16 protein-coding genes and 2 pseudogenes are annotated in these 13,457 nt (G+C 31.3%); 7 read left to right on the plus strand and 11 right to left on the minus strand.

Annotated elements, in window-relative coordinates:
• From ACYSNW_RS05355 to ACYSNW_RS05365, 3 genes and pseudogenes are all read left to right on the plus strand, one after another.
• The coding region (locus ACYSNW_RS05355) for a transposase (protein WP_461743442.1) at positions 1 to 217 on the plus strand (217 nt) is incomplete at its 5' end.
• A 32-nt stretch (positions 218 to 249) separates the two neighbouring features.
• Positions 250 to 594, plus strand: a complete 345-nt coding sequence (locus ACYSNW_RS05360; RefSeq protein ID WP_461743803.1) for an IS3 family transposase — start codon at positions 250 to 252, stop codon at positions 592 to 594.
• 12 nt (positions 595 to 606) lie between these two features.
• A pseudogene (locus ACYSNW_RS05365) lies at positions 607 to 1,080 on the plus strand (IS3 family transposase); the annotation flags it as partial.
• 212 nt (positions 1,081 to 1,292) lie between these two features.
• Here the strand turns inward: ACYSNW_RS05365 and ACYSNW_RS05370 are convergent.
• The 7 genes from ACYSNW_RS05370 to ACYSNW_RS05400 all read right to left on the minus strand — a co-directional run bounded on the left by ACYSNW_RS05370 (position 1,293) and on the right by ACYSNW_RS05400 (position 5,212).
• Complete coding sequence (locus tag ACYSNW_RS05370) at positions 1,293 to 1,436, minus strand: hypothetical protein (protein ID WP_461743443.1); 144 nt, start codon at positions 1,434 to 1,436, stop codon at positions 1,293 to 1,295.
• Positions 1,437 to 1,591: 155 nt separating this feature from the next.
• The gene (locus ACYSNW_RS05375) at positions 1,592 to 2,308 is read right to left on the minus strand and encodes a peptide ABC transporter permease (protein ID WP_461743444.1); all 717 of its coding nucleotides are present in this window, start codon (positions 2,306 to 2,308) and stop codon (positions 1,592 to 1,594) included.
• Between the two features lies 1 nt (position 2,309).
• A complete protein-coding gene (locus ACYSNW_RS05380; RefSeq protein ID WP_461743445.1) occupies positions 2,310 to 2,927 on the minus strand; it encodes an ATP-binding cassette domain-containing protein in 618 nt (205 codons plus the stop codon).
• 54 nt (positions 2,928 to 2,981) lie between these two features.
• Entirely contained in the window at positions 2,982 to 3,725 is a 744-nt protein-coding gene (locus ACYSNW_RS05385; RefSeq protein ID WP_461743446.1) for a site-2 protease family protein, read from the minus strand.
• Complete coding sequence (locus ACYSNW_RS05390) at positions 3,718 to 4,224, minus strand: SPASM domain-containing protein (protein WP_461743448.1); 507 nt, start codon at positions 4,222 to 4,224, stop codon at positions 3,718 to 3,720. Before ACYSNW_RS05390 ends, ACYSNW_RS05385 begins: the two co-directional genes overlap by 8 nt.
• A 19-nt stretch (positions 4,225 to 4,243) precedes the next feature.
• The gene (locus tag ACYSNW_RS05395; RefSeq protein ID WP_461743449.1) at positions 4,244 to 4,666 is read right to left on the minus strand and encodes a radical SAM protein; all 423 of its coding nucleotides are present in this window, start codon (positions 4,664 to 4,666) and stop codon (positions 4,244 to 4,246) included.
• 165 nt (positions 4,667 to 4,831) lie between these two features.
• Complete coding sequence (locus ACYSNW_RS05400; protein ID WP_461743450.1) at positions 4,832 to 5,212, minus strand: hypothetical protein; 381 nt, start codon at positions 5,210 to 5,212, stop codon at positions 4,832 to 4,834.
• A 96-nt stretch (positions 5,213 to 5,308) separates the two neighbouring features.
• Here ACYSNW_RS05400 and ACYSNW_RS05405 point away from each other — a divergent pair.
• A pseudogene (locus ACYSNW_RS05405) lies at positions 5,309 to 6,465 on the plus strand (IS3 family transposase).
• 34 nt (positions 6,466 to 6,499) lie between these two features.
• Here ACYSNW_RS05405 and ACYSNW_RS05410 read toward each other — a convergent pair.
• From ACYSNW_RS05410 to ACYSNW_RS05420, 3 genes are all read right to left on the minus strand, one after another.
• Positions 6,500 to 6,676 carry a hypothetical protein gene (locus ACYSNW_RS05410; RefSeq protein WP_461743451.1) on the minus strand — a complete coding sequence of 59 codons (177 nt, stop codon included), beginning with the start codon at positions 6,674 to 6,676 and terminating at the stop codon, positions 6,500 to 6,502.
• A gap of 84 nt (positions 6,677 to 6,760) precedes the next feature.
• Positions 6,761 to 7,222: a hypothetical protein gene (locus ACYSNW_RS05415; RefSeq protein ID WP_461743452.1), complete on the minus strand. Its 462-nt coding sequence runs from the start codon at positions 7,220 to 7,222 to the stop codon at positions 6,761 to 6,763.
• 387 nt (positions 7,223 to 7,609) lie between these two features.
• Positions 7,610 to 8,284, minus strand: coding sequence for a winged helix-turn-helix domain-containing protein (locus ACYSNW_RS05420; RefSeq protein WP_461743453.1), 675 nt, complete (start codon positions 8,282 to 8,284; stop codon positions 7,610 to 7,612).
• Positions 8,285 to 8,664: 380 nt separating this feature from the next.
• Here ACYSNW_RS05420 and ACYSNW_RS05425 point away from each other — a divergent pair, with 380 nt between their 5' ends.
• Together ACYSNW_RS05425 and ACYSNW_RS05430 are read left to right on the plus strand one after the other, a co-directional pair.
• Entirely contained in the window at positions 8,665 to 9,513 is an 849-nt protein-coding gene (locus tag ACYSNW_RS05425; RefSeq protein ID WP_461743454.1) for an ABC transporter ATP-binding protein, read from the plus strand.
• Complete coding sequence (locus ACYSNW_RS05430; RefSeq protein WP_461743455.1) at positions 9,510 to 10,259, plus strand: ABC transporter permease; 750 nt, start codon at positions 9,510 to 9,512, stop codon at positions 10,257 to 10,259. Before ACYSNW_RS05425 ends, ACYSNW_RS05430 begins: the two co-directional genes overlap by 4 nt.
• An 85-nt stretch (positions 10,260 to 10,344) precedes the next feature.
• Here the strand turns inward: ACYSNW_RS05430 and ACYSNW_RS05435 are convergent, their stop codons facing one another.
• Positions 10,345 to 11,382 carry a hypothetical protein gene (locus tag ACYSNW_RS05435; RefSeq protein WP_461743456.1) on the minus strand — a complete coding sequence of 346 codons (1,038 nt, stop codon included), beginning with the start codon at positions 11,380 to 11,382 and terminating at the stop codon, positions 10,345 to 10,347.
• A gap of 348 nt (positions 11,383 to 11,730) precedes the next feature.
• Here ACYSNW_RS05435 and ACYSNW_RS05440 point away from each other — a divergent pair, with 348 nt between their 5' ends.
• Positions 11,731 to 13,329, plus strand: coding sequence for a PTS transporter subunit EIIC (locus ACYSNW_RS05440; RefSeq protein WP_461743457.1), 1,599 nt, complete (start codon positions 11,731 to 11,733; stop codon positions 13,327 to 13,329).
• Positions 13,330 to 13,457: the final 128 nt, after the last annotated feature.

The following is a 13,457-nucleotide window of genomic DNA, read 5'->3' on the forward strand; positions in this document are numbered from 1 at the left end:
AAAATCACAAAACGCATTAGCTAACGAATATCGTATTGCCCTATCTTCTGTCGCTCGATGGGTGAAACAATACTCTGAAGTTAAAATCGATGACGATACAATGCTCACGGCTCGTCAGATTAAACAACTTCAGAAAAGAAATCTCCAATTGGAAGAAGAAAATTTAATTCTAAAAAAAGCGATTGCCATATTCACGCCACACTCAACGAACGATTAAACGCGATTCGTATCCTACGACATGAGCACTCTATTGTCACTCTTTGCAGGGTTCTTAAAGTCAATCGCTCGACTTACTACAAACGTTTTTCTGGGAAAACAGCTCCTAGAACGGCAGAAAACCAACAATTAAGAACGATTATTTTAGAAATCTATACAACTTCTAAAAAACGAGTAGGTCCTGCAAAAGTAAGACGTATGCTTCTACGTGACTATGGCATTTCTATTAGTATTGGTCGAGTCTATCGTTTAATGAGTACCATCAATTTACCTAAAATGTCTACAGTGAAACCTGCCTTTAAACCGACCAAAGGTCAGGTTTCTTTGAAACACCCAAACCATTTGAAACAAGCTTTTAATCCTCCAGAACCGAATTAAGTATGGACTAGTGACTTCTCTTATATTCCTATTGGAAAAAAATCTTTTGTTTACCTTTGCGTGATTCTAGATCTATTTTCCAGAAAAGTCATTGCTTGGACTGTCAGCAAAAAAATTGATACTGCTTTGGCTATTACAACAATAGAAAAAGCCATTCAAACTAGGAATCCTAAAGCTTCTGTTCTTTTTCACACAGATCAAGGCTCCCAATATACTTCTTTTGAATTCAGACAATGTTTAGAGGATCATTCTATTGTTCAATCATTATCGAAACCTGGTTATCCTTGGGACAATGCTGTCACAGAAGCTTTTTTTAAATATATGAAAAAAGAGGAACTCAACAGAAGAACTTTTTCTTCTCTTAAAGAAGTACAACTGGCATGCTTTGAGTACATCGAAGGGTTCTATAACTCCCAACGTCCTCACGGCACCCTAAACATGCTTACACCAAATGAGATGGAGGATAAATACTTTGATTCTCACTAGGTATTTGCTCTTTTTGTGTCTACTTTATTGACATTTATCCAATTAATCGAATCTTTAACCAACGACCAACAGCGAACATATGAAAATCAATTTGCAGTTCTTAGAAAACGTACTATAGAAAGAGAATCCTAAAATCTAATTGTAAATTTACAACTTTGAACTTTTACAAAAAAAGGAACAAACACCCCATACTATAGGATGTTTGTTCCTTTTTATTTCACTTGACTTCCGAAAAATTCTACATGATCGATCAACCAATTTCCACTAACCTTCTTTAAATTGATTTGATACGTTGCATTTGTCGTTGTTTGAACTTGATTCATAATCGTTGTGACTTCCACCGTATTTAACGACACTAACTCATTTTCATTGTTGCTGGCATAATACGATTCATTACTAATTACTAATTACTAATTACTAATTACTAATTAGATAAAATTTTACTCGAAAGTCTTTATTATAAATACCTATATTTAATTCACCATTACAAGCTTTAGTTAACATAGTTGGCTTAATCGATACCTAAAGTTGTCCATCGCTTATTAACTAGTTTAGAAATAAGTAAGGTTATTGTGAAAAGTATAATAGTATAGGGGATTGGTATTAACAAAGCTATATTAAAATTTCCTGTTTTTAAATATTTTTCAACCGCCTCAAACAAAGGGTTTGAAGCATCGTAAAGAGCAAGAAAACTAAAGCTTTTCGCTATTGCTGATAACATTATTGAGGAAATCCAATAAATTAAACTGACACCATAGGCTACCAAAATATTGCTAAAACACATACTTAAAATTCCAATAATCATAATATATTGCGCTATAACTAAACAAAAATAGCAAGTAGAAAATAAAAAATAAGAAAAATTATTGTACAGTATACTGACTAAAAAATTGAGTACGACCATTATAAAAATTGATTCCACCCAAAGTACTAAACTTTTATTAAAAAACAATTTCAAACTATTAATATTAAAACTCTTATAAAATAATATATTTTTCGAGCTATAATCACTATTGAAAAAAAGAGCAATAACAAAACCAAATATAAGAAAACCAAACTGAGTTATAACTGTATAAGTACTGAATAAATATTCTCCATAAGAAATTGAATTTACTTTATCAATCCCTACAGGCAAAGCATATCCTAAAATAAATGTTAAAAAACTGACTAACATAATATATATAAGATATTTACCATTTATACTTCGTCTAAACTCTAAACCTAACATATTAACCCTCCACATACCATTTTATAGCCTCTTCTTTATTGGCAACTTGCTGAACTTTTTTTTCATCAAAAATAAAATAATTTCCTGGCATATTATTTAAATCACTAATATTATGTGTAATATTAATAATTGTCTTTTGAAAATTATCCAACATAAACAAATTTAAAAAATCGTATATTTCACTGGTGGTTTTTTTGTCTATGGCATTAGTTACTTCATCTAGAATTATTAAATTTTTATCTTGTGATAAAAAAATATATAACTTCACTTTTTGCTTTTGTCCATCACTTAAATTACCTATTTTCAATTTAGGATCAATTTTATCAATTTGTAGAATTTGCTCCACATTACCATCAAGCTTTCCATCGAGACATTTTCTTAAATCTTTAATACGAAGCTCCTTCGGTATGCTACTAAAACTTGAAATAATAATATTATTATTACAATACATTTTAGGTATTGCTCCACTTCTATTCAGCATAAAGTCTTTGGCTAATTGCGATTTACCAACTCCATTTTTTCCTAGTAAATGATTTATTTTGCCATCTTCAAATTTTAAATCAGTAGAATCTAATAGTACCTTACGTTTTAACTTTAACGAATAATTTTCTATTTCCATTTTAGTTTCTCCTACCATCTAAAAATATATTTTATATTACACTTAAACATCAAATTATAACCATAAATCGATAATCATTCTAGCTAAATAAATACTAATAACTATCAAATTGACAATTTTGAAGAACAAAACCAATTTTGAATTGTTTTTTAAATATTTTTTTTCGTTTACAGAAAATAAAGTGAGCATAATCTTATAACCATCAGAATTAAGAACAGGAGTAGTATTCCAAATGATATCTAAAAACATAACTTTAGTTAACGTAATAAGAATATCCATTCCAAATGCACTACCTATAAAAAAAAGAAAACCATTCAATACTAAACTAAATAACAATCCTCCGCCATGTACCACTAATTTCTCATATTTACTAAATAAATATGTATCATTCATCCTTACGTAAAGCGAGGGAAATATATAGTTCAGTTTAAAACCAATTTTATTTATCTTTCCTCCAAATTTTTTATAAAAAAATATATGTCCTGCTTCATGAACAACTATGAATATTATCAAATATAACAAAGCAAAAATTGTGAATTGAAAAAATGTATACGAAACATCCGGTGTTTTAAAAAAGACAATCGAAAAATTACACAAATACAAAAAAATAAACAGTATCAGAAATATAATCATCTGATTTTTACTCACCTTTGAAGTATATTCCTTCCACTCAATTATATGCATTTCTTCCGTCTCATTTGCACTTATTTGAAAATATCTGTTGTTTTTTTTATCTTTAACAAACACATCATTTTCATCTTTTAACAAATCATATTGTTCATCACTATATTTAAACAAAGGAACCTTCCTTTTCATAATAGTTAAGCATTTCATCGTATAATAAATCAAACACATTATCTTTTGAAAATATATAACGACATATTTCACATGTCGATACAAATTGTTGTTCACTTAATTCCTCATAAATATTTAACTTCTCAATAAACCAGCCTAATCCGTCTTTCATTAGAATATAAAGAGCAATATTTGAAAACATTTTTTCTTCCAAACTATCTATCTGTTCCTCACGAATATTTCCTATAATCAGATTACTTTCAAAAACGGATGGAGAACAACAAGGATAGACAAATCCATCGTGATGGATTACAAATTCTAAACATGAAGAAGGACACCTAAGATCAAAAGAATCATAATTATTCAGATACAAATTTTGTGTAGGAATCATTTTTGAATTTCCTACAGGAGAAGCAGGAATCATAGTAACTTGAATCCCAAATACAGAATCTCCTAAATCATTTAATAACTTTGTACCTCGATTCTGTTTATCGACTACCATGTTTAGAGCAACTGAAATATCAAATTTTTTTTATAACATTTAATATATTTTGTATCCTTATTAGTGGAATATATTCTCTATGATAATCATCATAACTAATAGTTAATGCTCTCAAACCTCTATCATATAAATCTTGTAGTAACATTTCCGTTTTTTGTGGTGTTACAGCCCAATATCCATTAGAAATTAATGTTACTTTTTTACCTACATTAGAAATTAATTTTATAATTTCTAGCACCTTATCTTTTCTTAGTAAGGCTTCACCACCAGTCAGAGAAACAACCTCTATTTCATCATTATTTAAAATATACTCAACTAAATTATCAAGTTCCTCATCACTTAAATGTTCACTACTTTTCGAAGAACATGAAAAACAGCAATGTTTACAAGATGCGTTACATTTACTATCTATATTAAGTACTATGCTTTTAATTATAATCACCTCTTTTGTATTTTAATTCACAATAACATAAAAAAATCTTATTGTAAATATATTTTTTCTTTAAATAAAATTACTGTTTCTATTTTTTATCAAATACACCCCATATGATTGAAATCTAATTCAAAAAGGAACAAACACCCCACACTATAGGATGTTTGCTCCCTTTTATTTCACTTGACTTCCTAAAAATTCTACATGATCGATCAACCAATTTCCACTAATTTTCTTTAAATTGATTCGATACGTTGCATTTGTCGTTGTTTGAACTTGATTCATAATCGTTGTGACTTCCACCGTATTTAACGACACTATTTCATTTTCATTGTTGTTGGCATAATATGATTCATGACTGACCAGATAAGATTTTGCTGGAAAATCTTTATCATAAACACCTAGCTTTAATTCATCATTACAGGCTTTCGTCAACATAGGTACACTAAACGCCTCACGAGTTTCTAAGTCCTTATACGTGAAATATGCCTCTAAAAACTGTTCATTAAATGCTTGACCATCTTTTTCTTGCTGTTCTTCCTGAACTTCTGGCAATTCTTCAATATATGTGCATGTATGCTAATAAAGTAGACAACTTTTTTTGCTATACTATTAATAAATTAGATACTATTTAAGAAAGGACTTTTGATTATGATAGATAAACGTAAAACAAAGCGAAAGTTTGACGAGAAATTTAAAAAATCAATCATAAAACTTTATGAAAGTGGAAAATCACAAAACGCATTAGCTAACGAATATCGTATTGCCCTATCTTCTGTCGCTCGATGGGTGAAACAATACTCTGAAGTTAAAATCGATGACGATACAATGCTCACGGCTCGTCAGATTAAACAACTTCAGAAAAGAAATCTCCAATTGGAAGAAGAAAATTTAATTCTAAAAAAAGCGATTGCCATATTCACGCCACACTCAACGAACGATTAAACGCGATTCGTATCCTACGACATGAGCACTCTATTGTCACTCTTTGCAGGGTTCTTAAAGTCAATCGCTCGACTTACTACAAACGTTTTTCTGGGAAAACAGCTCCTAGAACGGCAGAAAACCAACAATTAAGAACGATTATTTTAGAAATCTATACAACTTCTAAAAAACGAGTAGGTCCTGCAAAAGTAAGACGTATGCTTCTACGTGACTATGGCATTTCTATTAGTATTGGTCGAGTCTATCGTTTAATGAGTACCATCAATTTACCTAAAATGTCTACAGTGAAACCTGCCTTTAAACCGACCAAAGGTCAGGTTTCTTTGAAACACCCAAACCATTTGAAACAAGCTTTTAATCCTCCAGAACCGAATTAAGTATGGACTAGTGACTTCTCTTATATTCCTATTGGAAAAAAATCTTTTGTTTACCTTTGCGTGATTCTAGATCTATTTTCCAGAAAAGTCATTGCTTGGACTGTCAGCAAAAAAATTGATACTGCTTTGGCTATTACAACAATAGAAAAAGCCATTCAAACTAGGAATCCTAAAGCTTCTGTTCTTTTTCACACAGATCAAGGCTCCCAATATACTTCTTTTGAATTCAGACAATGTTTAGAGGATCATTCTATTGTTCAATCATTATCGAAACCTGGTTATCCTTGGGACAATGCTGTCACAGAAGCTTTTTTTAAATATATGAAAAAAGAGGAACTCAACAGAAGAACTTTTTCTTCTCTTAAAGAAGTACAACTGGCATGCTTTGAGTACATCGAAGGGTTCTATAACTCCCAACGTCCTCACGGCACCCTAAACATGCTTACACCAAATGAGATGGAGGATAAATACTTTGATTCTCACTAGGTATTTGCTCTTTTTGTGTCTACTTTATTGACATTTATCCACCCCATTCACCATCATAATAATATTCTTCGATTACTTTTGATTTTGAACAAGCTTTTACTTTTCCTTTATTCGCATGGATTGTAGATAGTGGGTTGTTTATGCTAGAAGCTGTTCCTGTGATTGTACTACCGATATCTGAATAGATGTATTTACAGCCATTTCCGTCCATATAAACACCACTTGCTTGACCAGTTCCGTAAATTTGTGAATAGGAACAGGCAGTAATTTCTTTATTTGACCAAACGCCATGTTCTTATCCCATTCCTTCTAACGTACCTGAATACAGTTTAAGTGCGCCATATACATGGACCCCATCTACTTTCCCGGCAGCAACTACTTTTCCAGCACCATAACCAGTACAAGTGAATGCATATAGATTTCCAAGGACATTTATACCAAATTGCTCCTCTATCTCTACATTTAATTCACCATTTCTTCGTAATTCTAAGTTCTTTTTCATATACAAAGAATCGATTTTTTCCGGGATTGTATTGTTCAATGCTAAAACTTGCGCTTTGCTACTAATGATTTGCGTATCCTCTGTTAACACCCATTTCCCTTTTGAAGTACTAACATAATTTTGATCTTCGACAGTAGTAATTTTCGCAGAATAACCTTGTAAATCAACCACTTCTGCAAACGCTCCTTTGCCAGAAAATACAAAAGCACCCACAACACTCACTGTTACTAAAAATGGTTTCGTCCATTTTTTCATTCTCTACATCTCCTTTTCATTTTTAAAATACGTGATAAAAAGCATGCCTCTCTCAACAAAATTAATTATATCATTCAAATTCCTTTTATATATAAAGTTTTTTCTTTTTTTACAAAGATAAATAAAATATTTAGATAAAATAAAAAACTTTAAAACAATTTAAAATAATATTTTTTTATTTTCCATTCATTTTGAATTTATATATTTTTCCAGAAAAAATAAAGTTTCAAAGCAGTTAAAGCAAGAAATTTAATACTTTCAAGTAATCAACTTAAAATAGTGCGTAATAAAAAAGCAGGTAATCTCTTCATCACCTGCTTTTCTTGTAAGAAGTATGTTATTTTTTAGAAAATCAATACTTTTAATCATAGAAAAAAAACTAGCTAATCAATCTTTTTTCAACATATATCCTTTACTTCGTGTTGTTCTAATTTTAAGTTGAGAGCTTTCTCTGATTTTTTCACGTAAATGAAAGATTACATTTGCGATTCTAATTTTCAAATTTCCTGACTCACTCATAGACGTTTCTGGCCATACACTCGTTAGAATTTCTTCATAGGTCACCGTAGTATTCGCACGGCTAAATAGTAGTTGAAAAATTTTGTACTCCGTTCGTGTCAATTGCTTCTCTTTTCCATTAACTCGAATAGATTGGCTGTGCTCGTTTAAATAATAATGATCAGTGATATATGTTACATTTTTTATTTCCTGTTGAAGACAAGCAAAGGTATTTTTGATTATATAGGAAAGTTTTACTAAATACCGTTCAACAGGCTCTACGATATCATTTGCTCCCAATTCTAAAAGAATATTTTGCTCTTGCTCAGATAATTGTGAAAAAATAATCCAGACAAATAGCTTTCGCTTTTCTTTCGCATATAAAAGCCACTCCACTGTTTCAGTCAAACTATTACCATTATTTATAATTAGCAAACCATCTATTTCTTTCAGTTGCTCTTTGTTTGTCACTAAAATAATTTGATAGTTATTCGTTTGGAGATATTCCATTAATTGTATTTCTATCTCATTTTGATTCCCAACAACACCTAAAATTTTCACCATATTCGTCCCCCAATTTAATGTAAATAAATAGTTCAAAGTAAAAATTTTACAGTTCCAACAAAACAAACTCTTTATTTCATCTATTATGTTAATCTAAATATTCCTAAAAGTCTACATTTTTTATGTTTTTATTATCATTTTTATTTACTTTTTAAAATGTAAAAAGTATTTACGAACAAGAATATTGATTTATCAAAGCTTTTACCTTCATGAACAAATAGTAATCTAAAATAAATAACTATCTTTTGCTAAAGCTTATTCTTTTAATCATGTTAAAAAAACCATTTAGGCTTCAAAAACGACCATTCAAGAAAATACGGCCCTCTGTTATTTCCATTTGGGTAAACTTTTCTTATCTTATAAAGTTAGGAGTGTTCTGTGTGACTGAATTATTAAAACTCAATCACTTATCAAAATCATTTAAAAATAAACATGCATTGAAAGATATTTCCATGCAAATCAATCAAGGGGAGATTCTTGGTTTTTTAGGTCCATCTGGAGCGGGAAAAACTACGACAATTAAAATACTCACTGGACAATTGATTCAAACGGATGGGGAAGCCTATATTTTAGGAACAGATACACGGAAAATCAATGAGTCGATTTATGAGCAAATTGGAATTGTAACAGATGCTAGTGGTATCTATGAGGAGTTTTCCGTCTATGAAAATTTATTGCTTTTCGCTAAATTATTGAATGTTCCTAAAAGTGAAATTGATTCCATCCTTGATAAAGTCGGTTTGAGTGAGCAAAAAAAACAACCCGCTGCAAAATTATCGAAAGGGCAAGGGCAACGGTTAATTTTAGCTAGAGCCATTTTGCATAAACCTAAGTTACTTTTTTTAGATGAGCCGACTTCCGGATTAGATCCTTCAACAGCACTTGAAATTCATAAGTTATTGCTTGCATTAAAAGAAGAGGGTATGGGGATTTTTCTAACTACACATAATATGGAAGAAGCAACAAAACTATGCGATCATGTTGCATTGTTGAACGAAGGACATATCGTTGAGTTTGGAACACCTGAAGAAATTTGTCTTCGTTATAATCAAAATAAACAATACAAGATTTTACTTACTACCCAAGAGCGAATGGTCTTAGATCATTGTTCAACTACGACAAAAAAAATTCAATCCTGGCTTGAAACAGACAGCATCCAATCCATTCATTCTTGCGAACCAACTTTAGAAACCGTCTTTTTATCAGTTACCGGGAGGGAATTACAATGACTATATCTTTACAAAAAATTAGCGCCTTAACACAATTCAAAGCAAAAGAGTTATTGAAAAACAAAACATTTTTAACTAGTTTTATTATCATTCCAGCTTTTATTCTTTTATATCGCTTCGCATTAGCAGATTTAATGTCACAAACAGGCGAATCCTCCGCAAATTTCTTAGCAATGATATTAAGAATGGGGGTTCTTCTCACTGCAACCATGATTAGTTTAATGATGCCCGCCACTTTTTTAGCAAAAGACAAAGAAAAAAATACCCTACGAACCTTGATGACTTCTTCAGTTTCTGGAATGGATTATTTTATTAGTAGTATTTCTCCTGTTCTTTTGATTACTTTGCTTCTAGATATCCTTATTGTATTTTTTAGTGGCCTTTCTATGTCCGCAATAAATCTACCTATCTATTTGATTGTCTCCTTATTATGTGCATTCTCAGCAAGTATTTTAGGGATGATTATCGGGATTTTTTCAAAAAATCAAATGGCGGCTTCTAATAATACAGTTGCGGCGATGATGATTTTAATGATGATTCCAATGCTATCTGATTTAGTCAAACCTTTTCAAAAAATCAATGACTTTCTTTTCACTGGTATTGCCGCTAAAATGGTAACAGGCTTTGTTCTGGGCGAAAAAAATCCACTGACAATAGTGAACTGGATCGTTTTGATAGGAAGTTGCATTGCTTTATTCCTTATTTTCCTGTTCGTTTATCAACAAAATGGATTTGAAAAAGACTGAAACTGGAACGATTTTGACTGTCAATGAAAATAAAAAGAGCGCACTTTTTTTCAACATTGAAAAGAAGTTGCGCTTTCTTAGTCTACTATTTATTAATCACATCTGCTACTTGGTTTAAAACGGCTATTAATTTTTTTGGGGTATTGATTTGATGGATTAAATAATTTTCTGCCGTTTGATGGGAAACTGTATCAATGTAATACACTGCATTGTTATTCAAAAAATCAAAGCGATTATGAGTTACTTCGTTTTCCCCCGAAATTTCTGCACTTTTTGGACTATGATTTTTATAATACTCTTCTTTAATTGAATCAATAATAATAAAGGTACAGTTTTTCTTTCGATTCAACTCTCGCAACAAATGTGGATCTGACGTCAAACCGATACCAAAAAGAATAAAAACACTAGCCTCTTCAACATCTTTTATATAAGAATCAAAATACGCAACTTTCATTTCTTGCCGTTTTAATTCTGGCGCACAACAAATAATGTCCCCATGTTCTTCCGTTCGGTTGTAGTGTCCATGCAAGTTATACACCGAGCGATTTTTGAAATTACTGATTGTGCTTTGATTATCCAGTTCTGAAAAAACAGAGCTAACAATATAATCATAATTCGTCGTATAAACATTGTACGGCACTACTGAAAACTTTGAGATAAACTCTTCAAAACAACTAGAAAAATAGCGTTCATCAACCTTCATCAATGTTTTTACGGTTGCATTTACATACTTAAAATGATTTTTATCTTCTGAATAGGTTGTTTCATCAAAAATAGCGTTGATTTGTTCAGAAACTAATTCAGAAATATCTTTCATTATATTTTGCGAGATTTCACTCTTACCACTATCTAAACTTTTGAAGAAAATATTTAACTTTGAAAGTAAGGTTTCCCCAGATTCTGGATAATCTTCCAATTTTAAAAAATCTAACAAATTACAATATTTAGTTAGATCAATTTGCAAATTTTGTAATTGAATAGTAATATCTTTACCCTCTATAGCTAAAGTTTTTTTGTACTGCTCTAATTTTTTGACTAATATTTCTGGGGCTTCATTGGCTATGTATTGATTAACAAAATAATTAAAACCATTTCCAACCAAAATCGTCACTCGTTGATCCATTTAGTGAACCTCCTTTCCATTCTTGACATAAAATAAAAAATGAATAACATATTTCACCTTTCACCAAGAGAAACAATCTTCCTCTCTCATTTTAACATCAATCCTTTTGAAAATAAAAGCTACTCCCTGAATCAATTCATTTATTATATCATGAGGATAAGGTAAGAACATAACTGCATTACTCCCTTCTCTCATCATAGTCTAACAAAATACAAATTTTGTAATTAAAAACAAGAATGTGTACAAGTCTGATTATTGTACACATTTCTTAGAATTCTTTAAAAGCATTGTTCTTGAACAAACCTCGCTCTATAATTAGACTCAACACAAGAAAGGGGTTACAAAAAAATGAAAGAATATCTGCAAAAATTAGGGAAATCATTAATGATGCCAATTTCTATCATTGCAGCAGCAGGAATTTTTTTAGGAGTAGCATCTGTTTTACAAAATCCAGCTATAGTTGGTGAAAATTTCACTTCTATTGAAGGCGTTCAACAGTTTATCGGCTTCATTCGAGCGATTGTTGGTGCTATTTTTGGTAACTTGCCAATTTTATTTGCCACTTCAGTAGCAATAGGTTTAGCCAAAGGCGAGAAAACAACTGCAGCTTTTTCAGCTATTATAGGCTTTATTTTGTTTCATATCACAATCAGCTATTTTTTAAATTTAAATGGAATTAATGCGGCTACCATGTCAATCGATGCATTAATTGATAGTGGAAAAACAACCCTAGAAGCTACTCGAACCGCTTCATTATATGAATCAGTTTTAGGAATCTTTACTTACCGAATGAATGTTTTTGGTGGTGTATTGGTCGGAATGCTAGTTGCAATTATTCATAATCGTTTTTATAAAACAGGGCTACCAATGGCTATCAGTTATTTTGGTGGCAAGCGTCTTGTCCCGATTATGACTACAATTATTGTTCCCTTACTAGGTATTTTTATGTATTTTGTCTGGCCATTTCTTGGAAAAGGAATTGAAGGGGTTGGCAATATCATTGCAGACACAGGGTCATTGGGAGTATTTTTATTTGGTTTCATTGAACGGTTATTAGTACCAACTGGTTTACATCATATTTTAAATCAATTAGTTCGTTTTACGCCGATTGGTGGGGTAGCGATGTTAGGTGGGGAACAAGTCGTTGGTGCATTAAACATTTTTAATACCTTACTCACAGAAAGTAACCCTAATATGGATATTATGCGTGAAGCAACTCGATTTTTAGCTCAAGGAAAGATTCCATTTATGGTTTTCGGTCTTCCCGCTGCTTGTTATGCTATGTTTAAAACAGCAAGACCTGAGGAAAAAAATCGAGTAAAAGCTTTATTGCTAGCGGCGGCAATCGCAAGTTTTACAACAGGTATCACTGAACCCATCGAATTTTCATTTATTTTTGTCTCACCACTTTTATTTATCTTTCATGCCTTGATGTCAGGATTATCGTTTATGTTAATGAGTATCTTTGGCGTCGCTATTGGAAATGTTCAAGGTGGAGCAATTGATCTTGGTGTATTTGGGATTTTACGAGGAACAGAAACTCACTGGTATTTTGCAGTTATTGTTGGTATATTTTACGCATTTGCCTATTACTTTGTATTTAAAACAGTAATTTTAAGAAAAAATATTAAAACACCTGGGCGAGAAGATGAATCTGCTGAAGAAATACATCAACAAACAGCTCCTACTGCCAAAAATGGGACAGAACTAGGTGCAACCATCGTTGCTGCGCTAGGTGGTGTAGCTAATATTCAATCAATTGATAATTGTTTTACTCGCCTACGTTTAGTATTAGAAGATACAAACAAAGTTGATGAACGAGTTTTGAAATCGACTGGTGCAGCTGGGGTAATGAAATTAGATGATAAAAACATACAGGTGGTTTATGGTCCACAAGTAGAAGGAATTGCTTTAAAAGTAAAAGAATCGGCAAATATGAATGACTAAATTGACTAATGTTAGTTAAATAAAAAAGTGCCTAGCTCTGATAACCAAGTAAGTACGTCCTGTTAGAAAATCACTTTATTATTTATTCATGATTGGTTGTATTAGAAATAAAATACAGTGGTTTTCTT

This window comes from Enterococcus sp. LJL99, from assembly GCF_054871725.1.

Coding starts and splice junctions, on each gene's coding strand:
- ACYSNW_RS05375 (WP_461743444.1), bottom strand. CDS start 2,308: ATGTTAGGTTTAGAGTTTAGACGAAGTATAAATGGTAAATATCTTATA.
- ACYSNW_RS05380 (WP_461743445.1), bottom strand. CDS start 2,927: ATGGAAATAGAAAATTATTCGTTAAAGTTAAAACGTAAGGTACTATTA.
- ACYSNW_RS05390 (WP_461743448.1), bottom strand. CDS start 4,224: ATGGTAGTCGATAAACAGAATCGAGGTACAAAGTTATTAAATGATTTA.
- ACYSNW_RS05410 (WP_461743451.1), bottom strand. CDS start 6,676: ATGGACGGAAATGGCTGTAAATACATCTATTCAGATATCGGTAGTACA.
- ACYSNW_RS05415 (WP_461743452.1), bottom strand. CDS start 7,222: ATGAAAAAATGGACGAAACCATTTTTAGTAACAGTGAGTGTTGTGGGT.
- ACYSNW_RS05420 (WP_461743453.1), bottom strand. CDS start 8,284: ATGGTGAAAATTTTAGGTGTTGTTGGGAATCAAAATGAGATAGAAATA.
- ACYSNW_RS05430 (WP_461743455.1), top strand. CDS start 9,510: ATGACTATATCTTTACAAAAAATTAGCGCCTTAACACAATTCAAAGCA.
- ACYSNW_RS05435 (WP_461743456.1), bottom strand. CDS start 11,382: ATGGATCAACGAGTGACGATTTTGGTTGGAAATGGTTTTAATTATTTT.
- ACYSNW_RS05440 (WP_461743457.1), top strand. CDS start 11,731: ATGAAAGAATATCTGCAAAAATTAGGGAAATCATTAATGATGCCAATT.